General features: G+C 66.9%; 38 protein-coding genes and 1 pseudogene. 34 read left to right on the top strand and 5 right to left on the bottom strand.

What is annotated here, in order from left to right:
- The first annotated feature begins 31 nt into the window (after positions 1–31).
- Positions 32–1,333 (top strand): Ppx/GppA phosphatase family protein, encoded by a 1,302-nt coding sequence (locus HW532_RS18335; RefSeq protein ID WP_246479294.1) that lies wholly within the window; start codon positions 32–34, stop codon positions 1,331–1,333.
- On the top strand, positions 1,330–2,079 hold the full coding sequence (locus HW532_RS18340) for an RlmE family RNA methyltransferase (RefSeq protein ID WP_213161845.1): 750 nt from the start codon (positions 1,330–1,332) through the stop codon (positions 2,077–2,079). Before HW532_RS18335 ends, HW532_RS18340 begins: the two co-directional genes overlap by 4 nt.
- 105 nt (positions 2,080–2,184) lie before the next feature.
- Here the strand turns inward: HW532_RS18340 and HW532_RS18345 are convergent, their stop codons facing one another.
- Both HW532_RS18345 and HW532_RS18350 read right to left on the bottom strand, forming a co-directional pair.
- Positions 2,185–3,627 carry a DHA2 family efflux MFS transporter permease subunit gene (locus HW532_RS18345; RefSeq protein ID WP_246479295.1) on the bottom strand — a complete coding sequence of 481 codons (1,443 nt, stop codon included), beginning with the start codon at positions 3,625–3,627 and terminating at the stop codon, positions 2,185–2,187.
- A gap of 185 nt (positions 3,628–3,812) precedes the next feature.
- Positions 3,813–4,403 carry an NAD(P)H-dependent oxidoreductase gene (locus tag HW532_RS18350; protein WP_213161846.1) on the bottom strand — a complete coding sequence of 197 codons (591 nt, stop codon included), beginning with the start codon at positions 4,401–4,403 and terminating at the stop codon, positions 3,813–3,815.
- 229 nt (positions 4,404–4,632) lie between these two features.
- On the opposite strand from HW532_RS18350, the gene HW532_RS18355 reads away from it, so the two are divergent.
- Genes HW532_RS18355 through HW532_RS18365 form a run of 3 tightly spaced genes read left to right on the top strand, consistent with a single transcriptional unit; the run spans position 4,633 to position 6,652 of the window.
- Entirely contained in the window at positions 4,633–5,562 is a 930-nt protein-coding gene (locus tag HW532_RS18355) for an ABC transporter ATP-binding protein (RefSeq protein ID WP_213161847.1), read from the top strand.
- The gene (locus HW532_RS18360) at positions 5,559–6,320 is read left to right on the top strand and encodes an ABC transporter permease (RefSeq protein WP_213161848.1); all 762 of its coding nucleotides are present in this window, start codon (positions 5,559–5,561) and stop codon (positions 6,318–6,320) included. Before HW532_RS18355 ends, HW532_RS18360 begins: the two co-directional genes overlap by 4 nt.
- A 29-nt stretch (positions 6,321–6,349) precedes the next feature.
- Entirely contained in the window at positions 6,350–6,652 is a 303-nt protein-coding gene (locus HW532_RS18365) for a GIY-YIG nuclease family protein (protein WP_213161849.1), read from the top strand.
- A 774-nt stretch (positions 6,653–7,426) separates the two neighbouring features.
- Here HW532_RS18365 and HW532_RS22215 read toward each other — a convergent pair.
- Positions 7,427–7,732 (bottom strand): hypothetical protein, encoded by a 306-nt coding sequence (locus HW532_RS22215; RefSeq protein WP_246479296.1) that lies wholly within the window; start codon positions 7,730–7,732, stop codon positions 7,427–7,429.
- Positions 7,733–7,810: 78 nt separating this feature from the next.
- Positions 7,811–7,951 (bottom strand): annotated as a pseudogene (locus HW532_RS22560) (hypothetical protein); the annotation flags it as partial.
- Positions 7,952–8,168: 217 nt separating this feature from the next.
- On the opposite strand from HW532_RS22560, the gene HW532_RS18375 reads away from it, so the two are divergent.
- From HW532_RS18375 to HW532_RS18390, 4 genes are read left to right on the top strand one after another with little or no spacing between them, the layout of a single operon-like run.
- The gene (locus HW532_RS18375; RefSeq protein ID WP_213161851.1) at positions 8,169–8,432 is read left to right on the top strand and encodes a helix-turn-helix domain-containing protein; all 264 of its coding nucleotides are present in this window, start codon (positions 8,169–8,171) and stop codon (positions 8,430–8,432) included.
- Positions 8,407–8,655 carry a hypothetical protein gene (locus HW532_RS18380; RefSeq protein WP_213161852.1) on the top strand — a complete coding sequence of 83 codons (249 nt, stop codon included), beginning with the start codon at positions 8,407–8,409 and terminating at the stop codon, positions 8,653–8,655. The genes HW532_RS18375 and HW532_RS18380 overlap by 26 nt, the downstream gene beginning before the upstream one ends.
- The gene (locus tag HW532_RS18385) at positions 8,652–8,840 is read left to right on the top strand and encodes a hypothetical protein (protein WP_213161853.1); all 189 of its coding nucleotides are present in this window, start codon (positions 8,652–8,654) and stop codon (positions 8,838–8,840) included. Before HW532_RS18380 ends, HW532_RS18385 begins: the two co-directional genes overlap by 4 nt.
- Positions 8,837–9,187: a hypothetical protein gene (locus HW532_RS18390; RefSeq protein ID WP_213161854.1), complete on the top strand. Its 351-nt coding sequence runs from the start codon at positions 8,837–8,839 to the stop codon at positions 9,185–9,187. The genes HW532_RS18385 and HW532_RS18390 overlap by 4 nt, the downstream gene beginning before the upstream one ends.
- Here HW532_RS18390 and HW532_RS18395 read toward each other — a convergent pair.
- Positions 9,137–9,397: a hypothetical protein gene (locus tag HW532_RS18395; protein WP_213161855.1), complete on the bottom strand. Its 261-nt coding sequence runs from the start codon at positions 9,395–9,397 to the stop codon at positions 9,137–9,139. The genes HW532_RS18390 and HW532_RS18395 overlap by 51 nt on opposite strands.
- Positions 9,398–9,523: 126 nt before the next feature.
- Here HW532_RS18395 and HW532_RS18400 point away from each other — a divergent pair, with 126 nt between their 5' ends.
- The 25 genes from HW532_RS18400 (at position 9,524) to HW532_RS18520 (ending at position 25,918) form a co-directional block, all read left to right on the top strand.
- Positions 9,524–10,333 (top strand): ParB/RepB/Spo0J family partition protein, encoded by an 810-nt coding sequence (locus HW532_RS18400; protein WP_213161856.1) that lies wholly within the window; start codon positions 9,524–9,526, stop codon positions 10,331–10,333.
- Positions 10,334–10,798: a DNA transposition protein gene (locus HW532_RS18405; protein ID WP_213161857.1), complete on the top strand. Its 465-nt coding sequence runs from the start codon at positions 10,334–10,336 to the stop codon at positions 10,796–10,798.
- On the top strand, positions 10,795–12,795 hold the full coding sequence (locus tag HW532_RS18410) for a transposase domain-containing protein (RefSeq protein ID WP_246479297.1): 2,001 nt from the start codon (positions 10,795–10,797) through the stop codon (positions 12,793–12,795). Before HW532_RS18405 ends, HW532_RS18410 begins: the two co-directional genes overlap by 4 nt.
- Before the next feature lie 42 nt (positions 12,796–12,837).
- Positions 12,838–13,836 carry an AAA family ATPase gene (locus HW532_RS18415; protein ID WP_213161858.1) on the top strand — a complete coding sequence of 333 codons (999 nt, stop codon included), beginning with the start codon at positions 12,838–12,840 and terminating at the stop codon, positions 13,834–13,836.
- A 1-nt stretch (position 13,837) separates the two neighbouring features.
- Entirely contained in the window at positions 13,838–14,077 is a 240-nt protein-coding gene (locus HW532_RS18420; protein WP_213161859.1) for a hypothetical protein, read from the top strand.
- Positions 14,067–14,750: a helix-turn-helix domain-containing protein gene (locus HW532_RS18425; RefSeq protein ID WP_246479298.1), complete on the top strand. Its 684-nt coding sequence runs from the start codon at positions 14,067–14,069 to the stop codon at positions 14,748–14,750. Before HW532_RS18420 ends, HW532_RS18425 begins: the two co-directional genes overlap by 11 nt.
- Positions 14,740–15,393, top strand: a complete 654-nt coding sequence (locus tag HW532_RS18430; RefSeq protein WP_213161861.1) for a DUF3164 family protein — start codon at positions 14,740–14,742, stop codon at positions 15,391–15,393. Before HW532_RS18425 ends, HW532_RS18430 begins: the two co-directional genes overlap by 11 nt.
- 11 nt (positions 15,394–15,404) lie before the next feature.
- Positions 15,405–15,689, top strand: coding sequence for a hypothetical protein (locus tag HW532_RS18435; protein ID WP_213161862.1), 285 nt, complete (start codon positions 15,405–15,407; stop codon positions 15,687–15,689).
- Positions 15,689–15,910, top strand: coding sequence for a hypothetical protein (locus tag HW532_RS18440; RefSeq protein ID WP_213161863.1), 222 nt, complete (start codon positions 15,689–15,691; stop codon positions 15,908–15,910). Before HW532_RS18435 ends, HW532_RS18440 begins: the two co-directional genes overlap by 1 nt.
- Positions 15,907–16,182, top strand: coding sequence for a hypothetical protein (locus HW532_RS18445; protein WP_213161864.1), 276 nt, complete (start codon positions 15,907–15,909; stop codon positions 16,180–16,182). Before HW532_RS18440 ends, HW532_RS18445 begins: the two co-directional genes overlap by 4 nt.
- Positions 16,179–16,391: a hypothetical protein gene (locus HW532_RS18450; protein WP_213161865.1), complete on the top strand. Its 213-nt coding sequence runs from the start codon at positions 16,179–16,181 to the stop codon at positions 16,389–16,391. The genes HW532_RS18445 and HW532_RS18450 overlap by 4 nt, the downstream gene beginning before the upstream one ends.
- Positions 16,388–16,825, top strand: coding sequence for a thermonuclease family protein (locus HW532_RS18455; RefSeq protein ID WP_246479299.1), 438 nt, complete (start codon positions 16,388–16,390; stop codon positions 16,823–16,825). Before HW532_RS18450 ends, HW532_RS18455 begins: the two co-directional genes overlap by 4 nt.
- Positions 16,822–17,484, top strand: coding sequence for a regulatory protein GemA (locus HW532_RS18460; RefSeq protein ID WP_213161866.1), 663 nt, complete (start codon positions 16,822–16,824; stop codon positions 17,482–17,484). Before HW532_RS18455 ends, HW532_RS18460 begins: the two co-directional genes overlap by 4 nt.
- Positions 17,481–17,732 carry a hypothetical protein gene (locus HW532_RS18465; RefSeq protein WP_213161867.1) on the top strand — a complete coding sequence of 84 codons (252 nt, stop codon included), beginning with the start codon at positions 17,481–17,483 and terminating at the stop codon, positions 17,730–17,732. The genes HW532_RS18460 and HW532_RS18465 overlap by 4 nt, the downstream gene beginning before the upstream one ends.
- A complete protein-coding gene (locus HW532_RS18470) occupies positions 17,732–17,947 on the top strand; it encodes a hypothetical protein (protein WP_213161868.1) in 216 nt (71 codons plus the stop codon). The genes HW532_RS18465 and HW532_RS18470 overlap by 1 nt, the downstream gene beginning before the upstream one ends.
- Positions 17,944–18,342, top strand: coding sequence for a hypothetical protein (locus HW532_RS18475; protein ID WP_213161869.1), 399 nt, complete (start codon positions 17,944–17,946; stop codon positions 18,340–18,342). The genes HW532_RS18470 and HW532_RS18475 overlap by 4 nt, the downstream gene beginning before the upstream one ends.
- Positions 18,343–18,431: 89 nt before the next feature.
- Complete coding sequence (locus HW532_RS18480; protein WP_213161870.1) at positions 18,432–19,490, top strand: N-acetylmuramidase domain-containing protein; 1,059 nt, start codon at positions 18,432–18,434, stop codon at positions 19,488–19,490.
- The gene (locus HW532_RS18485) at positions 19,487–19,879 is read left to right on the top strand and encodes a winged helix-turn-helix domain-containing protein (protein WP_213161871.1); all 393 of its coding nucleotides are present in this window, start codon (positions 19,487–19,489) and stop codon (positions 19,877–19,879) included. Before HW532_RS18480 ends, HW532_RS18485 begins: the two co-directional genes overlap by 4 nt.
- Positions 19,876–20,127, top strand: coding sequence for a hypothetical protein (locus tag HW532_RS18490; RefSeq protein ID WP_213161872.1), 252 nt, complete (start codon positions 19,876–19,878; stop codon positions 20,125–20,127). The genes HW532_RS18485 and HW532_RS18490 overlap by 4 nt, the downstream gene beginning before the upstream one ends.
- Before the next feature lie 191 nt (positions 20,128–20,318).
- Positions 20,319–20,648, top strand: coding sequence for a DUF2730 family protein (locus HW532_RS18495; protein WP_213161873.1), 330 nt, complete (start codon positions 20,319–20,321; stop codon positions 20,646–20,648).
- Between the two features lie 2 nt (positions 20,649–20,650).
- Positions 20,651–20,944, top strand: coding sequence for a VpaChn25_0724 family phage protein (locus HW532_RS18500; RefSeq protein WP_343068634.1), 294 nt, complete (start codon positions 20,651–20,653; stop codon positions 20,942–20,944).
- Positions 20,945–20,948: 4 nt separating this feature from the next.
- Positions 20,949–21,530, top strand: a complete 582-nt coding sequence (locus tag HW532_RS18505; protein WP_213161875.1) for a DUF3486 family protein — start codon at positions 20,949–20,951, stop codon at positions 21,528–21,530.
- Complete coding sequence (locus tag HW532_RS18510) at positions 21,527–23,167, top strand: hypothetical protein (protein WP_213161876.1); 1,641 nt, start codon at positions 21,527–21,529, stop codon at positions 23,165–23,167. Before HW532_RS18505 ends, HW532_RS18510 begins: the two co-directional genes overlap by 4 nt.
- The gene (locus HW532_RS18515; RefSeq protein ID WP_213161877.1) at positions 23,167–24,741 is read left to right on the top strand and encodes a DUF935 domain-containing protein; all 1,575 of its coding nucleotides are present in this window, start codon (positions 23,167–23,169) and stop codon (positions 24,739–24,741) included. Before HW532_RS18510 ends, HW532_RS18515 begins: the two co-directional genes overlap by 1 nt.
- A 1-nt stretch (position 24,742) precedes the next feature.
- Positions 24,743–25,918, top strand: coding sequence for a phage head morphogenesis protein (locus HW532_RS18520; RefSeq protein WP_213161878.1), 1,176 nt, complete (start codon positions 24,743–24,745; stop codon positions 25,916–25,918).
- Positions 25,919–25,967 lie beyond the last annotated feature (49 nt).

Consider the following 25,967-nt stretch of genomic DNA (forward strand, 5'->3'; position numbering starts at 1 on the left):
TGCGGGCAGCGCGCTGCCGGATAGGCAGATCGTGGACGCGAACAGCGGGCCGGACGATGCGCGGAAGGGCGCGCGCCGGCGACATCGTAAGCGGCGCCGTGCCCGGCAGGGCCACGGTGGCGACAGGGCATTGAACGGCGTGCCGCCGAAGGCGGTGCAACAGACGGCTTCAGCGGAAACGGCTCCTGCGGCAGACCCCGGCGCGAAACCGGGCGAGCCGGAGGTGCGCGATACGCGTCAGGCGGGTGTCGCGGTCAAGGAGGGCGAACGTCCGGCGCAGCGCCGGCGGCGCCGGCGTGGCAGGCGGCCGCGGCAGGGGCAGGACGTCCCTGTCTATGGCGCGCTCGACCTCGGCACGAACAATTGCCGCCTGCTCGTGGCCCGGCCCGCGCCGGGCGGCTTCAAGGTCATCGACGCCTTTTCGCGAATCGTCCGGCTGGGCGAGGGCGTCTCGCGCACGGGACGGCTGAGCGAGGCCGCCATGGACCGCACGGTCGAGGCGCTGAAGGTGTGCGCGCGCAAGCTCGCCTGGCGGCGCGTGTCGCGCGCGCGGCTGATCGCGACGGAGGCCTGCAGGGCGGCGGAGAACGGCGCGGAGTTCATCGCGCGCGTCCACGAGGAGACCGGGCTCAGGCTGGAGATCATCGACCGGGAGACCGAGGCCGGGCTTGCGGTCGCCGGCTCCGCATCGCTGATCGCGCCCGATTGCCGCTCCGCGCTCGTCTTCGATATTGGCGGCGGGTCGACGGAACTCATGTGGCTGACAGTGGGCGAGCGCGGCTACGACATCGCCTCGTGGACATCCATGCCGCTCGGCGTCGTGACGCTCGCGGAACGCTTCGGCGGCTTCACCGTGTCGCCGGAGAACTTCGAGGGAATGGTGTCCACGGTTACCCCGCTGCTCACGAGATTCGCCGAGACGGTTCCCGAAACGGCGGGAGACCTGCCCGACCATCTGCTCGGCACCTCGGGCACCGTCACAACCATTGCCGGTGTCCATCTGGGGCTTGAGCGCTACGACCGGTCCCGGGTGGATGGATGCTGGCTCAGTGCGCACAACGTCACCACGGTGACGGAGGGGCTTCTGGCGCTCGACTACGAGGGGCGCGCATCGAGCCCGTGTATCGGCCATGACCGCGCCGATCTGGTGCTTGCCGGCTGCGCCATCCTCGCGGGTATCCAGACCATCTGGCCGGAACGGCGCATCCGGGTGGCCGACCGGGGCTTGCGCGAGGGTATCCTCACCAAGCTGATGCAGGAAGACGGGACCTTCGGGACGGGGCCGGGCAGCCGGCGCAGGCCTGCGACGAACGGGCGGGGGACGCAACGATGAGTTCAGGGCGCAGGAAGCCGCCGCGCGGGTCCTCGCGCGGCCACGGCACGGGCACGGGCCCCGGGGCGGCCCGCGACCTCCGGGTGAAGGTGCGCACCGCGCGCCGCCGCAAGATCTCCTCCACCCGCTGGCTCGAGCGCCAGCTCAACGATCCCTATGTCGCCGAGGCCAGGCGCCAGGGTTACCGCTCGCGCGCGGCCTTCAAGCTGATCGAGATCGACGACAGATACGAGCTTCTCAAACCCGGCGGCCGGGTGGTCGATCTGGGCGCGGCGCCCGGCGGCTGGGCGCAGGTGGCGGTGGCGCGAACGGGCGCGCTCGACGGCAAGGGCCGCGTCGTCGCGCTCGACATCAATCCGTTCGAGCCGGTGGAGGGAGCCATCTGCATCGAGGCGGATTTCCTGGTCGAGGACGCGCCGGACCGGATCGTCGATGCCCTGAAGGGCGAGGCCGACCTCGTCATGTCCGACATGGCGGCGCCCGCGACGGGCCATCGCAAGACGGACCATCTGAAGATCATGGCGCTGTGCGAGGCGGCGCTGGACTTCGCCCGCGAGGTGCTGGCGCCCGGCGGGGCGTTCCTCGCCAAGGTGTTCCAGGGTGGAACCGAGCACGAGCTGCTGGCGGAGATGAAGCGCGACTTCACGACCGTCCGCCACGTCAAGCCGAAGGCGAGCCGGCCCGAATCGGCGGAGCTCTACGTGCTGGCGACCGGCTTCCGCGGCCGGGACCGGTCCGGCGACTGACCCCCCGGGGGGCGATTTCATTCAAGTGGACACACACCCCGCTCATCCCGGCTTGCGCCGGGATGAGCGGGAAGGAATACTGATTCGACCTGACTGCAATCTGACCTATGGGTCCTCGCGCGGCGGCTGGGCGGCCATGCCGCCCATGGCACCGGCGGGGGCGGGGGCGGAGCGCTTGGCGAGCTCGTCGCCGGCGGTGCGGTGGAGGCCGACGAAGAAGAGCGATGAGACCGCCGTCAGCAGCCCGACCGCGATGAAGGCCGGCGGGAAATCCGTGTAGCTCAGCGTGTCGCTGCCCCGCCACATCTGCGACAGCGTGAGCATCAGGGCGCCGAAGCCGATGCCGACGGACAGGGAGAGCTGCTGCATCATGCTGGAGAAGCTCGTCGCCTGGCTGAAATCGGCGGGCTCCACATCGGCGAAGGCGACCGCGTTGACGCCGGTGAACTGCAGCGAGCGGAAGAAGCCGCCGACGAGCAGGACGAGCACCATCGTCCACCACGGTGTCGCGGGGGTGAAGAGCGCGCAGGCCGCCATGAAGGCCGCGCTGAGGACGCCGTTCCAGATGAGCACGGACCGGAAGCCGAACAGCCTGAGGATGCGCCCGGCGAGCGCCTTCATGACGATGGCGCCGGCGGCGGCCGCCGAGGTGACGAGGCCGGCATCCGCGGCGCTGTATCCGAAGCCCGCCTGAAGCAGCAGCGGCAGGAGGAAGGGGATCGCCCCGATGCCGAAGCGGAAGACCGCGCCGCCCGCCACGCTCGCCCGGAAGGTGTGGACCCTCAGAAGGGTCAGATCGATCACCGGGCTGGCAATGTGGCGCGCATGCCGGATATAGAGCGCCATGGAGACGAGGCCGACGGCCCCGAGCGCCATCGTCCAGCCCGCCGGAATGAGGCCGTCCCCGAGGGTCTCCAGCGTGAACATCACGCCGGCGATCCCGATGCCGGCGAGCACGAAGCCGCGCAGGTCGAGCGGTGGCACGTCGTCCTCGCGGATGTCGTCCACGAAGATCGTGGTCATGGCGAGGCCGATGAGCCCCATCGGCACGTTGATCCAGAAGATCCAGTGCCACGAGGCATAGGTGGTGAGCAGCCCGCCGACGGTAGGGCCGAGCACCGGGCCCATGAGCGCCGGCACCGTGACCCAGGCGAGCGCGTCGACATATTCGTGCTTGGGCACGGAGCGCAGCAGCACGAGGCGGCCGACGGGCACCATCATCGCGCCGCCGAGACCCTGCACGACGCGGGCGAGGATCAGCGCCTCCGCATTGGGCGCGAGCCCGCAGGCGATCGAGGCGAGCGTGAAGACGATGATGGCGAGGCGGAACACGTCGCGCGCGCCCCAGCGGTCCGCGACCCAGCCCGACAGCGGCATGAAGACGGCAAGCGCGATGAGATAGGAGGTCATCGCGAGATGGAGCGTCACCGGGCTTTCGCCGAAGGCCACCGCGATGGCGGGCAGCGCCGTGCCGAGCACGGTCGAATCCAGCGTCTGCATGAAGAGGGCGCAGGCGACGATCAGCGCGATTATGTGCTTCCTGCTCATGCGGACCGGTCCGATGCCCCGATAGTCCGGGCAGTCGCTGCTGGCAGGCGCGTGTCATGGCCTGCCGGGGGCGGAGAAAGCGTTGATTGGCGCCGGAGCGGATATGGCATTGGGGAAATGCGGCGCCACAAGGTCACCCTAACGCCTAGCCCGATGCCCGGGCGAGGTCAAGCTCAAGGCCCGCATCAGCGCGCGTCGCGGCCATAGGTGCGCATGCGGGCGAGCCATTTCTCCCGCGCCGCGGCGCGGCCCTCCACAGTGCCCACGAGGCTTTCGGAGATCGGCCCGATGCCGCAGAATTTGAGGATGTTGCGCTCAAGGTTCTTCAGGCTGTGGGCCCGGTACCAGAGCCGGTAGACGAGAGCCGGCATGCCCATGGTGACGACGATACGGGCCGACTTGCCCTTGAGCAGCCGGCGCCAGAGCCCGCGCGGCGACGGTCCCTCTATGGCGAAGCCCGGCCGCAGCACCTGCTCCAGGAAACCTTTCAGGAGCGCCGGCAGGGTGCCGAGCCAGAGGGGATAGACGATAACGAGATGATCGGCCGCCCCGATCGCCTCTTGGCACTGCCGGATGGCCTCCGGCGGCGTGCCGTCGGTCCACTCCTCGCGGTTGCGCAAGAGGGGGAAGTCGAGGCGGCCGATATCGATCCGCCGCACGCTGTGCCCGGCCGCCTCCGCCCCTTGCGCATAGGCGTCGGCGAGCGCATGGCAGAAATGGCGCCCGTCCGGGTCGGGATGGCCCTGAATGACGACGACGGTCCTGGCCGTGGACATGCCTCGATACTCCTCGTGCGATCCGCAAGGCGTCATGATCCGCACACTTCGCTCGGGGTGGAAATGACATGAAACAATTTTCCGGCAGGCCGGCGCCGGGAGCGGTCTTGCACAAGACTGCAACCGGCCTATATTCCGTGAACCTCTGAACCAGCGCACCCGGGTTTGCCCGCCAAGGGACAGCCGGATCCAGCAAAACGCCTCCTGTCAGAAAAGGGCGCGCCCAGCCATGCATCCGGTCATATCGGTTTCGCATCTCTCCAAGACCTACGAGTCCGGCTTCCAGGCGTTGAAGGACATCAATCTGGAAATCGGGCGCGGCGAGATCTTCGCCCTTCTGGGGCCGAACGGTGCCGGCAAGACGACACTGATCAGCATCGTCTGCGGCCTCGTGATGCCGAGCGAGGGCACGGTGCTGGCCGACGGCCACGACATCGTGTCCGACTACCGCGCGGCACGCTCCAGGATCGGGCTCGTCCCGCAGGAGCTCACCACCGATTCCTTCGAGACGGTGTGGGCGACGGTCAGCTTCAGCCGCGGTCTGTTCGGCAAGAAGCGCAATCCGGCCCATATCGAGAAGGTGCTGAAGGACCTCTCGCTGTGGGACAAGCGCAATTCCCGGATCATGACGCTGTCGGGCGGCATGAAGCGGCGCGTGCTCATCGCCAAGGCGCTTGCGCACGAGCCGGAGATCCTGTTCCTCGACGAACCGACGGCGGGTGTGGATGTCGAGCTCCGGCGCGACATGTGGAACCTCGTGCGGACGCTGCGCGAGGCGGGCGTGACCGTGATCCTCACCACCCACTATATCGAGGAGGCCGAGGAGATGGCCGACCGGGTGGGGGTGATCAATAGGGGCGAGATCATCCTGGTCGAGGAGAAGAACGAGCTCATGCGCAAGCTCGGCGAGAAGCGGCTGACGCTCCAGCTTCAGGAGCCGCTCGACCATATTCCGGAGACCCTCGCCGCCGCCCACAAGTTGCAGCTGGCCGCCGACGGCCACGAACTCGTCTATACCTACGACACACAGGGCGAGCGCACGGGGATCACCGCGCTCCTGTCCGATCTCGGCGAGGCGGGCATCCGGTTCAGGGATCTGAACACGAAGCAGAGCTCGCTGGAGGAGATCTTCGTCAGCCTGGTGAGGGAAGAGCAATGAATTTCCGGGCAATCCGCGCAATCTACCGCTTCGAGATGGCGCGCACCGGGCGCACGCTCCTGCAGAGCATCGTTTCGCCCGTCATCTCCACATCGCTCTATTTCGTCGTCTTCGGCGCGGCAATCGGCTCGCGCATCACCGAGATCGACGGGGTGAGCTACGGCGCGTTCATCGTGCCGGGGCTGATCATGCTCTCGCTGCTCACCCAGAGCATCTCCAACGCCTCGTTCGGCATCTATTTCCCGAAATTCACCGGCACGATCTACGAGGTGCTCTCCGCGCCCGTCTCCTATCTGGAGATCGTGATCGCCTATGTCGGGGCGGCGGCGACCAAGTCGATCATCCTGGGACTCATCATCCTCGCGACGGCGCATCTGTTCGTGCCATTGGAAATCGCCCATCCGGTCTGGATGCTGCTGTTCCTCGTGCTCACCGCCGCGACCTTCAGCCTGTTCGGCTTCATCATCGGCATCTGGGCGGACGGGTTCGAGAAGCTCCAGCTCGTGCCGCTGCTGATCGTCACGCCGCTGACCTTCCTCGGCGGCAGCTTCTATTCCATCGACATGCTGCCGCCCTTCTGGCAGACGGTCACGCTGTTCAACCCGGTCGTCTATCTGATCTCCGGCTTCCGCTGGAGCTTCTACGGCGTCGCCGATGTGGGCGTGGCCATCAGCATCGCCATGACGCTCGTCTTCCTCGGCCTCTGCCTCACCATCGTGTGGTGGATCTTCAAGACAGGCTACCAGCTCAAGAGCTGACCCTCCGGGCGGCGGCGGGAGGGCGGGCTATGCGCGGCGCCGGGAAACGGCCTTGTGTCTATATTCTCGCGAGCAAGCCGAACGGCACTCTCTATGTTGGCGTGACAAGCGATCTGGTGAGGCGCGTGTGGGCCCACAAGACCGGGGCTGTCGAAGGGTTCACCAGACAATACGGCGTTCATATGCTCGTTTACTTCGAGTTCCACGAGACGATGCCGGAGGCGATCATGCGGGAGAAACGGCTGAAGAAGTGGAACAGGGCATGGAAGATTGAGCTGATCGGCGGGTTCAATGCCGATTGGCGCGATCTCTACGACGATATTGCCGGTTGACCCGCGACCATGGACCCCCGCTTTCGCGGGTGTTAGGGGACACATCAAACTGGAGTAACCGGGAATATCCGGGAACGTCCGGGAATTGGTGAAAAGTATAGGGAACGCGGGGCGTTGCGGGGGATTGGGTGCGGTGGGGTGCTGTGCGGGGTCGGACACTTGAAATTGGAGGCGCGGGGCGTTTGGACACATGAAGCTGGAGGCGCGGCGAGTGTTCGGACGGGCTTCGAAAGGGCTTCAAACCGGCGTTCAATGGCGACGGTTTCGGGAGATCGAGTTCGCAGTTTCTCGCCATAAGTGGGAAGCGCTCCGTGATCATGCTCAATTCGTTCGGAGTTCCGCCAAGCGTTTGATATTCCGGCATTATGTTCCACAATGCTGTCCGTGAACGCGATCTGGAACACCGAACAAATTTCGGCCAAATCTCCGGTCGTTCGATCCGGTGGCCGACGATCATCCGCCACGACGTTTCCCGCCTCAGGCCCGCCGTGGCCCCGCGTATCTCGGTCAGGGTTAGCGGCATGAACTCTGACCGTGACAGGTGTCGATCGCCAAGGCGGTCAGACTTCCATTAACTATATGAATGAACGCGGCTTTCCTTCGCGCTGGCCAACGTTGCCGGCACGCGAAACCCTGACCAAATTTCCAACCGACTTCGGGCATTCTCTTGCTACCCATGCGATTACCGGAAATTCGAATTAACTTCTGCGACAAATGGCGGTGATGCATTCACTTTCCCGCCGCAATTCAATCACCACTGTGGGCCGACGAGCATCAGGCCCGACGTTTACCGTCTCCAGGGGCCGCCCTGGCCTCGCGCAAGCGCTTTCGAAGCCGCGCCTCGAGCCAGGGCACCAGGCTCAACAGCTCGTCGCGATCGCCGGCGTCCTCGGCCCGCTCCAAGAGCGCATTATAAGCGCGCGTGAGCTCGTCCGACAGTGCGTCCGGCGGCAGTTTTACGCCCTCCTCCTCATGAACGCGCGTAACCGCACGGCTGACCTCCTTGAACACAGCCGCTTGGATGCCGGGCGTGCTGGAAGGCGCTTGGCGCGTGGGATCCGCAGCTTCGCCTTTGCGCATTGGCCCTTGGCCCTCCACCAGCCAGTCAAGGGAAACGTTTGCTGCTTTGGCAATCGCTGCCAACGTCGCGCGTCGAGGATCAGACTCTCCGCTTAAGACCTGAGTGAACGTTGTGGGGGGGATACCTGCTTCAAGGGCAAACGAGCGAGCGGATCGACCCGCAAGGAGTGCACGGAGGCGCTCTATGAACGCTTTACGGTTTGCGTCCTGAACCGTCAACTGCTTGCCCTCAAGCGCAACGTCATTTTATGTTTTGCAAAAAGTACGCAAAAACAACAGGTTAAACCCTTGGCGTCGAATGCGGGACGCCGAATGAACTGTAAAAAGTTCAAACCGTTTGACCAATGAACGGAAAAACGGTTATATTCAAACCATGTCCAAAGCACCTGCAATCCATGACATCCCAAAAGAACCCGCCGTGAGGCGGGCGTGGATCATGTTCCAGTTGCGCATCCGGGGTCTTTCGACCCGCCGGTTGGCCGCGCGCGAAGGTTGCTCGCGCCAGGCGATCTCGGCAGCGGCAACAGGCTTCGGATCGAGCCATCTGGAGGAGGCGCTCGCTCACGCGATCGACCTCACACCGCAGAAACTCTTTCCCGAACACTACGACGCGAACGGCCAGCGCATTGGCTGGACGCGCGTTCCCAATCGTAGCGGCCACAAGGCACAAGGCAATGTCAAAACGACCGACGCAGCCTGACAGCGCCCGGTGGGCCTGGAGCTGGCGGGACTACGAGCGGCGGTTCGGCGACCGGCCAGAGCGCCGCGCCCGCACGGTGACGGTGCGGTTGTCCGACGAGGACATGGCGCGGCTCGCCGCGATGGCGGCGGAGGCGGGTACGACATCGGCCAAGCTCGCGGCCTCGATCGTGCGCGAGGTGCTGGCCGATGACCTGGCGGCGCATGGGGAGGTAGCACGGTGACCGAGGCGATGCTGGCGGCAGATTATCGCCGTGCACTCCGGGTAGCGAATTCGATCGAAGTGTCGGAGCTCGACGCGATCAGGGATTGCGTCTCGGATCTGATATCGCGCCATGCGCCGTACCGCGAGGCACGAATGGCGCTCGGGCAGTTGTCGTCTGCGCCGCACAAGGGGGTGGCGCGATGACGCAAGACGATCCCGTCTCAACCGTCATCCAATTCGCGGCGGCTCGCGAGCGCGCCCTTCGCGCGAAGCACGGTTTAGAGGCTCCGGCCTTTTTGTCTCCGGAAGAGGCGCGAGCCCATCAAGCAAAACGCCGCACGTACAATGCCTTCGACAACATCGACGGTCTATTGGAGAGGACGCTGGCCGCGACGCAGCGAGAAGGCTGGCCCGACGGTGACCTTACCGTCGGGCTCCGCATCGTGCTCGACAAGATCCGCGCCTTCGAGGACGAGAACGTGGCCTGTCTCGTGCTCCTGCTAGTCCTTTCTGCTGACAATCTGGCGGAGGCGCTCGATGGCTCCCTTTAAGATCTCGCCGCGCAACATCGGGTTTTGCGGCCGCTCGGATGCCTGGTCCTCCATCCGCGCGATGATGGTGTCGACCGTTACGGGTGACCCTTGCTCCAACAGCGTCACTACTGCGTCGGCCAGCGGGTATCGCCATAAATTTTCTTTTCTCTGGAGAGCATTGTCGAACTGCCTGGCAAGCTCTTCGGCCTTCCTTTTCGCATCGTTCATGTCCGTTTTCCCCGACTCGGTTGGTAGCGCTCCGAGTGTAGGGGGCGGCGCGTCCGCGGCCCATCCCCTCATGCCTCCCGACCGGGCTGCGGGCGCGCCATGTCTCATCGTCAATGGAGGTTCTCGTTGAAGGACGGTTTCCGGACCATACCGCTCGACCGGATCGAGGTTCCCGAACGGCTGCGGGCAGTCGACGAGGACCATGCGCTCGTGATCTCCACGTCGGTGGCCGAGCACGGTCTCCTCAACCCGATCACGGTGCAGGGCACGGCCGACGGCTACCGGCTGCTCGCGGGCGCACACAGGCTGCGCGCCGTCGAGCTGCTGGACTGGCGCGAGGTCGATGCGTTCGTGACGAGCGCCGACGGCGAGGAAACCCTGCTGATCGAGATCGCGGAGAACCTGCACCGCAACGAGCTGTCCGCCCTGGAGCGCGCCATCTTCGTGATGAAGTACCGCGAGACCTGGGAGCGCAAGCACGGGAAAATCAACGCCAAGGGCGGGCGGCCGAAAAACCGGGTCAACCTGACCCAGTTTCTCAAGGAGCATCTGGGAAGCGGCTTCAAGGCGCATGTTGCCGAGCGGCTGGGCCTCAGCGAGAGCGCGATCAAGCGCGCGCAGTATATCGGCGCGCGCCTCCGTCCCGAACTGCGCCAGGCACTGGCTGGGACGGAGCACGCAGACAATCAGAGCCTGCTCAAGAAGCTGGCGGCGCTGGAGCCCGATGCGCAGCGCACGGTGGCGAAGTCTTATGCCGCCGAGCCCGACATCAAGGCCGCGCTGGCCCATGTCTCCGGCCGCCCCCGCGAAAAGACCGACGACCCGCTCGCGAAGCTCAAGCGGCACTGGCGCCATGCGCCGACCGCCACGAAGCGGGCCTTTCTGGAGCAGCTTGCCGAGAGCGGCGAGCTCAACGATCTGATCGGGGAGCTCTAAATGGCACGGGACCGCCGCGACAGGGGCACGCTGGACCTGCTCTCCTGGGAGCCGCCCGAACTGGTGCATCGCTTCGACGAGAAGCGGGTCCGGTCGTCCTCCATGCGCGCGCGGATCGCCCAGGCGGTCTCGGAGACCTGCAAGGAAAGCGGCCGGACGCGGGATGAGATCGCGGAGGCCATGAGCGCCTGGCTCGGCGAAGAGGTCAGCCGGGCGATGCTCGATGCTTATGCGAGCCCGGCGCGGGAGGCCCACACCATCTCCTATCTGCGCCTTCTGGCGCTGGTGCATGTCACCGGCGATATCCGCCTGCTCCAGATGGGCGCAGAGATCTTCGGGCAATCCGTCATCGAGGACCGGTGGCTGCCCTGGGTGGAGGTCGGGCAACTCGCCGACCGGCGGGACGAGATCAATGGCGCGTTCGATGCGGCACGGCGTGCGGCCAGGCGGGGGGTGCGCGGATGATGCGATCGACGCTCACACAGGAATGGTACACGGCGGCGGAGCTGGCGGCGTTGAGGCTGCCGGGGATGCCGCACACCAAGGCTGGCATACTCTATAAGGCGAAGCACGACGGCTGGACCTCCGACGAGCGGCAATGGTCCGACGACAATCCCCACGGCGTCTGGCGCAAGCGCTCGGGCCGGGGCGGTGGAGTCGAACTGCATTTCTCGGCCCTCCCGGCCCGTGCCCGTGCTCGTGTGGCGCGGATGTACTCGACCGGCCCCACGGTCGTGCAGCCCGAGCGGCCGGCGCAGTCGACGCAAGACCTGTGGGACCGGTGGGAGGCGCTGTCAGACCACCGGCGCAATAAGGCCCTGGAGAAGCTCGCTATTATCGAGCAGGTGCGCTCGCTGGAGGCCGCAGGGACAGCGAAGGAACTGGCGATCGACCTCGTCTGCGAGCCGCAGGGGATCGCGTCGAGCACCTATTGGGGATGGGAGAGGCGGATTGCCGGCGCACCGCGAGGCGACTGGGCGCCGCTGCTCGCCGACCAGCGCGTCGGGCGCACGGCGACGGCGGCCTGCCACCCGCAGGCCTGGGACATGATCAAGGCGGATTATCTGCGCCCGGAGCAGCCCGCCTTTTCTGCTTGCTACCGGCGCATGACGGACGCGGCTGCCGAGCACGGCTGGTCGCCTATCCCGTCGGAGAAGACACTCAAGCGCCGTCTCGAGCGCGAGGTGCCGCGCGGGGCGCGGGTGCTGGCGCGCGGTGGGCGCGACGCGGCGTCGAAGATCCTCCCCGCCCAGACGCGCGACCGTTCCGTCTTCCACGCCATGGAAGCGGTGAATGGGGACGGGCACACATTCGATGTCTTCGTGCGCTGGCCTGATGGCGAGGTGAGACGGCCGGTCATGGTGGCCTTCCAGGACCTCTATTCCGGGATGATCGTCGGCCACCGGATCGAGCGTTCGGAAAGCTGGCCGCTCGTGCGCGCCGCCTTTGCCGACATGATGGAGAGCTTCGGGATCCCCGAGCACTGCTATCTCGACAATGGCCGGGCCTTCGCCTCGAAGATGATGACCGGGCGCATAAAGACCCGCTTCCGGTTCAAGATCCGGGAAGACGAGCCGGAGGGCCTGCTGACCAGGCTCGGCGTCCAGGTCCATTGGACCACGCCCTATCACGGCCAGGCCAAGCCGATCGAGCGGGCCTTCCGCGATCTCTGCGAGGAGGTGGCCAAGCATCCCGCCTGCGCCGGCGCCTATACCGGCAACAAGCCGGACGCCAAGCCCGCCAACTACGGATCGAAGGCCATTCCCTTTGAGGACTTCCGGGCCCTCGTGGCGAAGGAAATCGCCCGGCACAACAATCGCATTGGCCGCCGCACGGGAACCGCGCGGGGCCGCTCCTTCGCGCAGACCTTTGCGGAGAGCCTCGCGGCACCTGACACCATTGTCACGCGCGCCGTGCCGCAGCAACTGCGCCTCATGCTGATGGCAGCGGAGGGCGTGACCGCGCGCAAGCCCTCGGGAGAAATCCACCTTGGGCAGAACCGCTATTGGGCGGAGCCGCTCGTCGAGGTCGCCGGCCGCAAAGTGATCGTGCGCTTCGATCCGCAAGATCTTCTGCAGAACGTCGCGGTCTACAGCCTCGATGGCCGCTTCATCGCCGAGGCCGTGTGCATCGATGCGAGCGGATACAACAACATGGACGAGGCGCGCAAGCAGGCGCGTCTGAACCGCCAGTGGCTCAAGGCACAGCGCGAGCTGCTGGACCTCGAACGGCGAATGACGATCGATCAGGTGGCGAGGCTTCTGCCGGATGCAGAACCGGCCCAGGCGCCGGAGCGGCCGCGCGTGGTGCGCATGGTGGCCAACGGGACGACCGGCCAGGCCGAGCCTGTGGAAGAGATGACCGCCGAGCGGACGGCGCAGAGTTTCGGGAAGGCGGTTCGCGCGGCGGCCGACGCGGCCGACGTGCTCGCCTTTCCCGGAAAAGAAAGGGACGCCGGGTGAACGGCGCCCCAAAGAAGGCAGCTTAAGCAAGGGAAAACTCACATGACGGCAACGAAAACGCAAGAGTGGCCAGCGCCCCGATACGCGCCCGAAATCGGGGACGACGACCTCAAGATTTGGGGCGATCTCACGCAACGCATGGCCGAGATCGCGGCGCGCTATGGCTGGTCGAAATCGGAGGTTGCGCGCCGGTCGGGCATCGCCACCGGTACGCTGTCGCAATGGTATGACGGCAATTATGCCGGTTCCTTCGCCAATGTCTCGGCGAAGGTCTCCCGCTGGCTCGACAGCGTCGCGGAGGTCGCCGCGACGGCGGCGCGGATCCCCAGGGCGCCCGGCTATGTGGCCACGCCGACCTCGCGCGAGCTTTCCGACATGCTGCTCTATGCGCAGACGCTCGGCGAGATGGCGGTGGTGACGCTCGGCGCCGGCATGGGCAAGACCATGACGGCACGCCACTATGTGGAGACTAGGCCGCACGCCTTTCTCGTAACCATGCGCCCGACTACCTCGTCGGTACACGGCATGCTGGTCGAGCTCTCCCGGGCGCTCGACGTCAATGAGAGCAATCCCGGCCGGCTAGACAGGGCGCTCGGCGAGAAGCTGCGCCGCAACGGCCGCGACACGCTTTTGATCGTTGACGAGGCGCAGAACCTCTCCGACCAGGCTGTCAACGAGTTGCGCTACTTCCTCGACGAATATGGCTGCGGGATTGCCCTCCTGGGCAATGAAGAATTGTACGGGCGCTTCGGCGGGCACAAGGCGGTGCCGGCCTATGCGCAGATACACGGGCGCATAGGCAAGCGGATGCGCCGACTCCAGCCGCTCGCGGGCGATGTCGACGATCTCATCGCCGCCTGGGGGATCGAGGACGAGAAAGTCGCGAAGGTGGCCCGCGCGCTTGGCCGCAAGCCCGGCGCGCTCCGCCAGATCACCAAGACCCTGCAACTCGCCGGCATGTATGCGGCCGGCGAGGACCGGACGGTGACGGTGGCGGACATAAAGGCCGCCTGGGCGGACCGCGGCGAAGAGGAGCTTTGACATGCTGAGCCACGCTCTCGAGGCCCTGCGCGACCGGTTTCGCGACTACGAACAGGACGGCATGGCGATGGAGCCGGAGGCCGTCCGCACCGTCGTCGCCTCGCTCACGGCCTTTCAAGTCGAAGCCCGGAACATGGAGGAGACGCTCGCCATGTTCCGGGGCGAGCGCGGTCATGTGCTGCCGTTCCCCGGACAGCGGGCGGCAGCGCGGTCCACGGGAGGAGGCGACGATGCAGCCTGAACCGATCACCTGCCGGCTGATCGTGGAGGCCGTCGCGGAGTATTACGGCCTCTCGGTCGTCGATCTCCTGTCGCACCGCCGGCCGCAAAGGGTTTCGCGGGCGCGGCAGGTCGCCATGTGGGCCGCGAAGCGCCTAACGACACGGTCCCTCACCGATATCGGCCGGTTTGTCGGCGGTCGCGATCACGCCACCGTCTCGCATGCCGTGCGCGTCGTCGACGAGCTGCGCGAGCGCGATGCCGACTTCCGGCAACAGACCGACGATGTGGTCCTGGCCGTGGAGGCCACGGCGCGGACGCTGGCACGGTTTCATGCGAACGGGCCGGAGGACGTCGATCCCGTCGCCGTTGCAAGGCGGATCCTCGCCACGCCGCGTGGCGTGCCCATTGTGTCGATCCCCGAGATCACGGCGCTCGCCAGTGCGGTGTCCGCGCAGGAGTTGACAGACAGCTCCAAGATGATGACCGGCCCCATGAAGAGGTTCCGGTCCGAGCCTCGGGACAGGGAATCCGAATTCGATCTCTACCGCGCTGTGGCTGAGGTGCTCGAGGCCGACCGCGACCTCAAGCAGGCGCAATGGACCCATGGGGAGCGCGGCGCTCAAGCACGCCTCGACCGGGCCTTGAAGGCCCTTCGCGAGAATTTCGAAAGGGAGACTGCATATGTCGACTGAAACCACCACAACACCGGCCGACGACGGCACCGTCATGGTGTCCGGCAAGGCCTACATGCCCGACGCCAAGGGCGCGCTCGTGCCGGTGGAGACCATCAAGCCCGCCGTGAAGCTCGAGGACGAGCTGGTGCGCAAGATCCACGGCTACGCCGCCGAGCTCTCCGCACAGATCGCGCGCTTCAAGGGGCATTGCTTCGAGGATCTCGGCAGCTTCGAGGCGCTGCTCGCCCAGGAATACGGCGCGACGAAGGGCGGCGTGAAGGGCAACAAGTCCTTCATGACCTTCGACGGTACCAGGAAGGTGTCGGTCCAGGTCTCCGACCTCATCGAGTTCGGCCCGCAGCTCCAGGTCGCCAAAAGCCTTGTCGACGAGTGCCTGGCGGAATGGTCGGAAGATGCGCGCAGCGAGATCCGCGCCATCGTCACGCGCGCCTTCAATGTCGACAAGGAGGGCCAGATCAACCGGGCGGAGCTCTTCATGCTGCTTCGGATGGAGATCGAGGACGCCCGCTGGCAGCAGGCCATGCAGGCGATCCGCGACGCGATCCGCGTCGTCGGCTCCAAGGTCTATATCCGCTTCTACGAGCGGGACCGGCCGGACGATCAGTGGCGCGCCATCACCATCGACCTTGCCAAGGCGTGAGGGAGGCGGCGATGACGGACGCAACCACACGGCTCGAGGGCCTGGTCGATCGGCTGGAAAGCCGTCTCGCCCAGGTGCCCGAGCTCAACGACTACAGCGACTGGCCCAAGGTGAAGGCGGCAACGGCGGAGATCGTCGACGAGTTCGCCCGCGACGACGGTGCGCGGTATCGCGAGACGGGATCGGAGCATGTCTTTCGCATGGCCGGCTTCTCCGCGTCCAGCACATCGTCGCAACTGGGCGCGCTCAGGAACTGGTGCGCCGGAGCGCGGCGCAGGCTCGGGAGGGATGGGTGATGGCACAGTTCCAGTCCCTCACGAATTGGTCGCCGAAGCGCGCGCACAGCTTCTCGATGCGGCGTGTTGAGAAGATCAAGCACCTGCTGACCGAGATCGGCGGCTGCTATGGCGATGTCGACGAGTGCGTCGTCAGCGAGTGCGACCGGCTGATCGACGGCGCGTTCGAGGAGCTCGAGGCGCATCTCGCCGACGCGCTCGCGGAAGGGAGGTCGCTGTGAGCTATCCAGTCCCCGTCGAACTGATCGACCGTGCTCTGGAGGTCATTCGAGGCGAACTCGAAGCGATGGTCGAGGTCATTTGCGAACTCAGGCAGGACGAACATGGCCAAATCGTTCCTGTTCCCGGATCGGCGACGCCCGACGAAGCCCGCCATGGGGAGAGTCTGCTCCAGCTCGTAAGGGACATGGAGGCGGTGTCGGGTCGCTTCGCGGAGCATCAGAACCCGCAGTGGCTCGACGATCTCGTAGACGGCAAATGGAGCCTGTCATGAGTGCGTTCGATCGCCTTCCCGTCGAACGGCGCATCCAGGAGATCGAGGAAGCTCTCGCACGGGCGTTTTGCTCCGGCTCTTTCGAGATTGTGAACGAGGACGGGCAGCGATATCTGCGTCCGATCGTGCCAGGGGCGCACGGTCCCGACATCGTGCCGCTGCTCGACCTCTACCAGGCCGCACGCGAAATCGAGAGGTATCTCCCATGATGACCAGATTTGCCGTCTCCGTTTCGGCGCTCGCCATGCTCACCCTCGCTGCCGCTCCCGCGTCGGCCGAGACAGTGGGTGGGGAGCGCATCCGCATCGTCGACGGCGACACGATCGCGATCGGCGATCAGCGCATGCGGCTCCTCGACATCGATACGCCCGAGAGCAACAGCCCGCGCTGCGCCGTGGAGGAGGATCTCGGCCACCTTGCGGCGGAGCGCCTTTCCCGGTTGATCGCCGACCGGCTGGTCGTGATCGACCGCTCGGGCACGCATGACCGGTGGGGCCGGCCTCTCGTGCATCTGATCGTTGGCGACGAGGATGTCGGCAAGATCCTCATGCGCGAGGGGCTGGCGGTGCGCTGGGAGCCTGGACGCGAGGCCTGGGAAGCTCGCGCCCGGCATTGGTGCGGCGACGACTGGAGGCCGGAATGACCGCGACCGTCACCAAGGCGCAGATCGGCGCGATCCACGCGCTCAAGGCCCGCGCCGGCCTCGACGAGGAGGCCTATCGCGACATGCTGGAGACGCGCACGGGCAAGCGCTCGTCGACGGCGCTGTCGCGGGCGGAGGCGATCGCGGTGATCGACCATCTCAAGCTGGTTTCGAACCGGTCCGGAGATGGCGTCGAGACCGCTTCGAAGACCGCCCGAGGCGCGCAACGGCTCGACGGCCCCTATGCCGGGGTGTGCCGGGCGCTGTGGATCTCCGCCTGGAATCTCGGGCTTGTCCGCGACCGGACCGACCGGGCGCTGGTGTCCTTCGTGCGCCGGCAGACCGGGATCGACCATCTCAACTGGGTCCGCGATCCAGCCGAGGGTCGCCAGGTGATCGAGGCGCTCAAAAGCTGGATCGCGCGCGGGGCCGATGTCGTGTGGGATCTGCCGGCGGCCGAGCTGCGCAGCCTGGACCTGTCGCTCACCCGCTGGCGCAAGATCGCCGTGGTCGATGCGCAGCGCCGGCGGCTCGATGCGCTTGGCCGGCCCGCGGATCTCCCTGTTTCATTCCACGACCTCAGCGACGCGGACCTGGACGATCTGGCCCGCGAGCTCGGCCGGGCGATCCGCCGGCCGGCCCGCCAGGGGAGCGCATGATGGGCAGGCGGCGGCGGAAATCGTGGAGGGCGGACCTGTCGTGCCAGGAAATGGAGGCGCTCGCCGCCGCCGTGTGGCAGTCGCATCGCCACTGGCTGGCAGAGGGTTACGAGCTCACCCGACGCTCCGGAGCCTGGTGGCGCAGGAACGGCTCGCTCACCCTGCGTCTCGTCTATCGCCGCCGCCTGGACGGTGTCTCCATGACCGTCGTCCTGCGCGGTATCCGCGTTCAGGAGGAGGCCGCGTGATGGCGGGGACGTCGGCCAGGGCTGAGGCGCTGCCTCTCCTCCATTGGGAGGACCTGGCCGATATCGAGCGGCTCCGGAGCGAGCGGGACGCGATCTGCGCGCGCATGGCGCGCCTGCCGCTCCACAGCCATCGCCGTGTCGTGCTCCAGGCGCGACTTTCCGAGCTCACGGCGCGCCAATTGCAGCTCGAGCTGAAAGTCGGGGGCGCATCGTGACGAGCTACGGCTGGCTGCCCTCCATCCTCGCCGAGATCGCCGAGACGGCCGGCCTTGAGGCCGCGCTCAAGCTCGCCGCCGAACGCGGCGGCACGGAGGTTTACATTCCGGCGGCTTGCAGTGATGATCACTGGCTCGCCGCCTGCGTCGGCCGCGAGGCGGCGGACAGGATCTGCCGGCACTTCGCGAGCGGCCATGGCGGCATCTCGCTGCGCCTGCCGCTCGGGCCGCAAGGGTCCATCGCGGAGATGAGGCGGATTGCCGACCGCATGATCGCGGAAGGCCGGCCGACGAGCGAGATCGCCCGCGCCGTGGGCTACACCAGCCGCACCGTGGAGCGGCGCCGGGCGCGGATGCGGTCGGCGCACGACCCCAGGCAGGGCAACCTCTTCTGACATAGCGCTCGCCCCGACGCCTGTCGGGGGCAATTTCGGGATAGCGCCCGATTAGCGTCGATCCGATCGACTTGACCGGAGCGCACCCCATGGGCCTTTCCACATCCTCTTTCGACGCGGCGGCGCGCGAGGCCGTCGAGGCCATTGCCATGGAGCGCGGTTTCGAGCCGGCCGCGCTGCTCGCCGTCGCCTGGGTGGAGAGCGCCGGCGTGCCCTTCTGGCGCGTGGATGGCGAGCAGCTGCCGCCGATCCGCTTCGAAGGGCACTATTTCCACCGCATCCTCAAGAGCAAGGCGAACAGGAAGCCCCACCTCCTGGAGCGTGCGGTCGCCGCCGGGCTGGCGCATCCGGAGGCCGGCGCGGTCAAGAACCCGTCGAGCTATCGCGCGCGCTACGAGCTGCTCGCCCGCGCCATGGAGATCGATACGGATGCCGCCCTGCGCTCCATCTCCATGGGGCTCGGCCAGGTGATGGGCGACCACTGCCTCAAGCTCGGCTTCAGGAGCGTCGAGGCCATGTGGCAGACGGCGCGGTCGGGGCTCGACGGCCAGCTCTGGCTCATGGTGCGCTATATCGAGACCTTCGGCCTCTCCAGGGCGCTGCGCCGGCAGGACTGGCGAGACTTTGCGAGGGGCTATAACGGCCCGAACTATGCGGCCGGCGGCTACCACACCAAGCTCGCGCGGGCCTATCGCAGCTTCAGCCGCCAGACCGACGAGCACGATCTCGCCCGCGACCTCCAGAAAAGCCTCACCGCCGCCGGCTATCCGGTTGCGGTCGACGGGATCGTCGGGCGCAAGACCGAGGCTGCCATCCGGCGCTTCCAGGAGGATCACGGCCTCGTCGCGGACGGCATTGCCGGGCCGATGACGCGCGATGCGCTCGAGAAGGCTATCGCAGCGAAGACGGCGGAGCGCCGCAAAAAGCAGGCGGCCGGCGTCGCAGGCGGTGCCGTGGCGGTGGGCATGTCGACCGGCGATGTGGTCTCGGCGGTGCGCCAGGGCAGCGACGTCGCGCAGATGGCCCGGTCGCTCACCGAGGCGGTGGGGATCTCCGGGCTTGTGGCGGGTATCGCTGTCTCGCTCGTGGTTGGCGTCGTGGTGTGGCGGATCGTGGCGACCAGGCGCAATGCGGAGGGGTCTGCATGACCGGCGTCAATGAGACGACCGCGAAGCTCCAGGACGAGGTCGAGATCCTGCGCGAGCGGGTGCGCCAGCTCGAGGAGGCTCTCTACGGGCCGGCCGGGCGCATGCTGGAGTGCCAGTATCGCCTTGGGCTCACGGTCATGCAGAGCCGGTTTCTCGGCGCGTTGATGTCGCGTGAGGTGGTGGGCAAGGAAGCGCTCCTGGTCGCGCTCTATGGCGACCGCAAACAGGATTGGCCCGGCGACAAGACCCTCGACGCTCACGCCTTCAAGCTGCGCCAGCGGCTCGCTGTCCATGGGATCGAGCTCCGCACAGTCAGAGGGATCGGCTATGCCCTCGACGATGCCGCGAAGGATCGCATTCGCCGGATCGTGGGAGCGGAGGCGGCATGATCGCGGCTTTGTTCTCCAAGATCGGCCGCACGGCGACGCTGATCGGAATCGGTATCGCCGTCTTCGCAGGATCCGTGCTTGCGGCATTCGGCATGGGGCGCCGTGAAGGACATTTGAGTGCCCGTCGCGACGCCTATCGAAACACCCTCAATCACGTAAAGGAGCGCCGAGATGTGGAGGAGCGCGTGCGCCGTATGTCTCCTGACGAGCGCCGTCGCCGGCTGCGCAAATGGGCCCGCGACCGATGACTGGTGCCTCAATAGCGAGGCCGATCGCCCAAGCGAGAAGACAATCGACGCGATGAGCGACGCCGAGGTCACCGAGACCCTGGTCCACGACATGTATGGCGCCGGCCGGTGCGGCTGGAAGCCCGGAAACGGGAGCACGGAATGAAGGAGCGCAAAGTGCTGAGCAATCGACTCCACAGGTGGCATCCCTGATGGCGGCGGCGGATATCCAGCCCTGGCTGTCCTCGCTCGCGCTCGTCGTCTCGGTCGCGGGCACGCTCTATGCCTGGATCACGGCGCGCTCGCGGGGCAATGCCGAGCAGATCGCCACGCTGGAGAAGCGCGTGAACAAGCACGACCGTCAGCTCGACCAAGTCGAGACCACACTCCAGCACCTGCCGTCGAAGGACATGACCCAGCGCATGGAACTGACGCTGACGGAGGTTCGCGGCGAGATCGCCGTCCTGAGCGAGCGCCTCCAGCCAGTCGCCTCGATTTCCGAGCGACTGCAGGAGTTCCTCCTGGAGCAGGCCAAGAAATGAGCATGGACCGCATTATCCGCGAGGAGGCCCGCCTGATCATCCTGCGCGCGCTGTCGGAGCAGGCCGACGAACGGCTCAATTCGGAGCTTCTGCGTGCCACCCTCGAAACGTTCGGTATCGCCCGCCCGCGTGCCTGGGTGCATGGCGAGCTCGACTACCTGGCCGAAATGGGTGCGGTGACGATCACCGAAGCCGGGACCGTGCGTGTGGCGCAACTCACCGAGCTCGGCGCGCGCCACCTTACTCGCAATGTCGCGATCGAGGGCGTCAAACGACCCTCCCGGCCGGAGGCTTGAGCCCATGGCCCGCCGCGCCGGACGCGGGCGTCTCTCCTCCATCGAGCAACTGCCGGAGGAGGCCGAGCCCATCGTCGCCTGGGCGATGCAGGAGCTGCGCGCGCGCAAGCACACCCAGGTCGATATCTGCGAGGAGTTCAACAAGCGCCTCGCCGGTCTCGCGGCGGATATGGGCATCGAGATCGAGCCGATCTCCCTGTCTTCCTTCAACCGCTACGCCATCCGTCTCGCCGCCTCGGCTCGCCGGCTGGAGGAGACGCGCGCCATCGCCTCGGCGCTGACCGAGCGCCTCGGCCCCGACCAGGCCGACGATCTCACCGTCATGGTGGCGGAGACGATCAAGACGCTGGTCTTCGAGCTGCTCGAAGGCGACGGCGACATCACGCCCAAGGGCGCAATGGAGCTGGCGCGTGCCCTGCAATCGGCCGTCTCCGCGCAGTCGGTGTCGACTGACCGGCGCCGCAAGGTCGAGGCCGACTTCGCAAAGAAAGCCGAAGACGCCGTCGACAAGGTGGCGGAGGCGCGCGGACTCACCGCCGAGACCGTCGAGGCGATCAAGGCGAAGATCCTCGGGGTGTCGGAATGAGCGCGGTCGCGGACGCCGAGGCCGGTCCCGTCACCGCGGAGGAATGGGCGGCGCATCGCCGGCGCGCCACCCAGGCGCTGCCGGAGCCGCTTGCCGGCAAGGCCCTGCCGGAGATCCTTCTGCCAAAACAGGCCGAGTTGCTCGCCGCAACCTCGGCCTATGCCGTCGTAGTTGCCGACAAGAGCCGCCGCATTGGTTTCACATGGGGTGTCGGCGCCGATGCCGTGCTCACCGCCGGGGCGCAGAAGTCGGCCGGCGGCATGGACGTGCTGTACATTGGCTATAATCTGGATATGGCTCGGGAGTTCATTGACACCTGCGCCATGTGGGCCAAGGCCTTCGTCCCGGCGTGCAGTGAGGTGGACGAGTTCCTCTTCATCGAAATGGATGCCAAGGGGATCGAGCATTCCATCCAGGCATTCCGGATCACCTTTGCGTCCGGCTTCGAGGTTGTCGCCTTGTCATCAAGGCCAAGGTCACTGCGCGGTCGCCAGGGCTATGTGATCCTCGACGAATTCGCCTTCCACGACGATGCCGCCGGGCTGCTCAAGGCCGCCATGGCGCTGCTCATCTGGGGCGGCAAGGTGCTGGTGATCTCCACCCATAACGGCGTCGACAACCCGTTCAACCAACTCATTCAGGAGATCCGCGAGAAGCGTCGCCCTGGCAAGGTGGTGCGCTGCACTTTCGACGATGCGTTGGAACAGGGGCTCTATCAGCGCATCTGTCTTGTCACAGGGCGCGAATGGTCCCCGGAGGCGGAGGCGACGTGGCGCGACGAGATCCGCGCGTACTATGCTGAGGACGCGGCCGAGGAGTTGGACTGCATCCCGAGTCAGGGTTCGGGCGTCTATCTCACCGGCGCGCTGATCGAGGCCTGCATGACGCCCCGCGCGCCCGTCCTGCGCCTGGCTTGCCCGAAAGGCTTCGAGCTAAAGCCAGATGTCGTACGCCATTCGGAAGTGGCGGGCTGGCTTGCAGAGAACGTCGATCCACACCTCAAGCTTCTGGACCAGGACTTGCGTCACTATTACGGCTGGGATTTCGGCCGGTCCGGTGACCTCTCCGTGTTCTGGCCACTTGTGGAGTGCCCCGATCTCGTGCTGCGCACGCCCTTCTCGCTGGAACTTCGCAATGTCCCGTTCCGCCAGCAGGAGCAGATCCTCTTCCACGTGGTTGACAAGCTTCCACGATTCTCCGGTGGAAAGCACGACGCACGCGGTAACGGGCAGTATCTCGCTGAATATGCGATGCAGAAGTACGGCGCGCTGATGATCGAGGCCGTGATGCTGTCCCAGCCCTGGTATCTGGAGCACGTGCCGCGCCTGAGGGCCCGCCTCGAGGACCGAACCATGGAGCTGCCACGCGACGCCGACGTGAAGACGGACCTCCGCCAGTTCCGCATGATCCGCGGCATCCCCATGATCCCGCAGACGGCCGAGACGAAGGGCGCGGATGGCGGCCAGCGCCATGGCGATGCCGGCGTCGCCGCCGTGCTCGCCGTGGCGGCGGCGGAGGACGACACAGTGGCCTACGAATACACGCCGGCCCGCGAGGCGCCGGCCGACCGCTTCTGGCAGGCGCCGCGCGGCGACCTCGAGCCGGAGGGCTGGCAAACCAAACGAGGGCTCTGGTGATGGCCGATCCTGTATCCCCGATCCTCGGTCCCGATGGGCGGCCTGTCCGCCGCAAGCTCCTCATGGAGCCGCAGGCCGAGCCCGAGCTCACCGGCATCCGCAGCGTGTGGACGGAGCCCGTCGCCACCGGTCTCACGCCGGACCGGCTCGCCTCCATCCTGCGCCGCGCCGACGAGGGCGACCTGCATGATTTCCTGATCCTGGCCGAAGAGATCGAGGAGCGCGAGCCGCAATATGCCACCGTGCTCGGCAACCGCCGCCGGGCGCTCACGCTGATCGAGCCGACCGTCGTCGCTGCCTCCGACGACAAGCCCGACCAGGAGATCGCCGACGCGGTGCGCGAGCTGATCGCCAGGCCGGACTTCGCCTTCGCCCTGGAGGATCTGACCGACGCGCTCGGCAAGGGCTTCTCCGCGGTGGAGATCGTCTGGGGCACGGAGAAGGGCCGCTGGGTGCCGGCGGAGTATCGCTGGCGCGAGCCGTGGTTCTTCCAGTTCGACCGCCGCACCGGCAAGACGGTCATGCTGCGCGACCAGGGCAACCCGGAGGGTGTGGCCCTCAACCCCTATGGCTTCATGGTCCACCTCGCCCGCCTCAAGACGGGCAAGCCGTGGCGCGCGGGGCTCGCCCGCATCGCGGTGTGGTCCTTCATGCTCAAGGGCTTCAGCGCGAAGGACTGGATGGCCTTTCTGGAGGTCTACGGGATCCCGTGGCGGCTCGGCAAATACCGCTCCGGCGCGACGGCGGAGGAGAAGCACACCCTCATGCGCGCTGTCCGCGGCATTGCCGGCGATGCCGCCGCCATCGTACCGGAAGGCATGGAGATCGAGATCCTCGAGGCGTCGGCCTCGCGCGGCTCCGATGCGTTTGAGAAGAAGTGCCGCTATCTCGATGAGCAGGTCTCCAAGATCGTGCTCGGCCAGACCACGACCACCGACGCGATCTCCGGCGGCCATGCCGTCTCCAAGGAGCACCAGGAGGTCCGCCGCGACATCCAGAAGGCGGATGCCCGCAATCTTGCCGCCACCATCAACGCCCAGCTCATCGAGCCCTTCGTCGCCTTCAATTTCGGGCCCCAGGAGGTGTATCCCCGCGTCGCCCTGCCGGTGCCCGACCCGGAAGACCTCAAGGCGCTCATGGAGGCCACCGAGAAGTTCGTGAAGCTCGGCGGCAAGGTCGGCATGTCGGTGGTGCGCGACAAGATCGGCTTCGAGGATCCGGACGAGGACGAGGAGCTGCTCACCCCGCCCGGCCGGGAGCCGCCGGCGGAGGATCCGCAACCCGCCCAGGCCCGCGCCCGGCACGGCTCCGGCTGTCCGGTCCACGGCCACACGCTCGCCCGCGAAATGCCCGAGCCCGACGAGATCGACGAGCTGGTCGAGGACGAGCTCGACGAGTGGGAGGAGATCGCCGCGCCGCTCGTCGAGCCGATCATGAAGGCCGTCGAGGAGGCCACGTCCTTCGAGGATCTGGAAGAGCGCCTCAAGAGCGCGCACCCGGACGGCGAGACGCTCGCCCGGCGCCTGGCCGTCCTGACGACCATCGCGCGCGGCCTCGGCGATGTGAGCGACTGAGATGAGGGCTGAGAGCTTCCGCACGCCCGCCAATGTCGCGCCCGAGGTCGGCGAGTATTTCACGTCCAAGAATCTCAGGCCCGCCTTCTCCTGGCTGGATGTCTGGGGCGAGGAGCACGGCTACGCCTTCACGGTCGCCAAGGCGGTCGAGGAAGACGTGTTGACGAGCTTTCGAGGCTCCATCGAACGGGCGATCGCGAAGGGCCAGGGCTTCGAAAGCTGGAAGGCGGGGATCCAGACTGAGCTTTCGAAGCTTGGCTGGTGGGGCCGGCGCACCGTCGTCGATCCCGAGACCGGCGAGCGCAGCGTGGTGGACTTCTCAAAGCCCCGCAGGCTCAAGACCATCTTCTGGTCGAACATGCGCGCCGCCCGCGCCGCCGGCCAGTGGGAGCGCATCCAGCGCACCAAGGCCGCGCTGCCCTATCTCCTCTATGTCCGCACCACCTCCCTCGAGCCCCGCCAGGAACATCTCCAATGGGCCGGCATCGTGCGCCCGGTGGACGATCCGATCTGGGACCGGCTTTTCACGCCCAATGGCTGGGGTTGCAAATGCGCCATCCGCCAGATCTCGCGGCGCGAGGCCATGCGGCGCGGCATCTCCGACCCCATCACGCTGGAAACCCGACCGTTCCGCAATCGCCGCACCGGTGAGGTGACGCACGTTCCGGTCGGCATCGACCCCGGCTGGCAGACCAATCCCGGAAAGGCGCGCGCCCGAACGCTTCTGCGCAAGACTGTCGAGACGCTCGAGGCCGCCGGCCCGGACCGCGCCCGCGACCAGATCCGCGACCTGTGGGCCGGCCCGCTGCCGGCGGTGGTGACCAAGCTCCCGGAGCGCGTCCACATGCCCGTCGCCGTGGCGCCCCGCCTGGCTGGCGACCTCGACGCGCGCGGATCGCTCGTCGTCGTCTCCAACGACACGGCAGTCACGAAGACGGCGAAGCACAAGTTCGACCTCGGCCGCGTCGGACTGATCCAGGAGATCATCGACCGGGGCCGCATCGTCGCCGATGTGCATCAGGCGACCGCGCGCAATCTCTATCTCGAGATAGACGGGAAGCTCTGGTTCCTCGCCATCGGCCGCTCGTCCACGGGGCACCTGTTCGTGCGCACGCTACACCCGACCAGCCGGCGCCGGATGCTCAAGAAACTGAAGCAGGTGGGGGAAGAGGAGTAAGCGGCCGGGAGGACGCGACCCCTCCGCGGTGGCCATCACCGGCACCTTC

This window comes from Kaustia mangrovi (assembly GCF_015482775.1).
Classification (GTDB): domain Bacteria; phylum Pseudomonadota; class Alphaproteobacteria; order Rhizobiales; family Im1; genus Kaustia; species Kaustia mangrovi.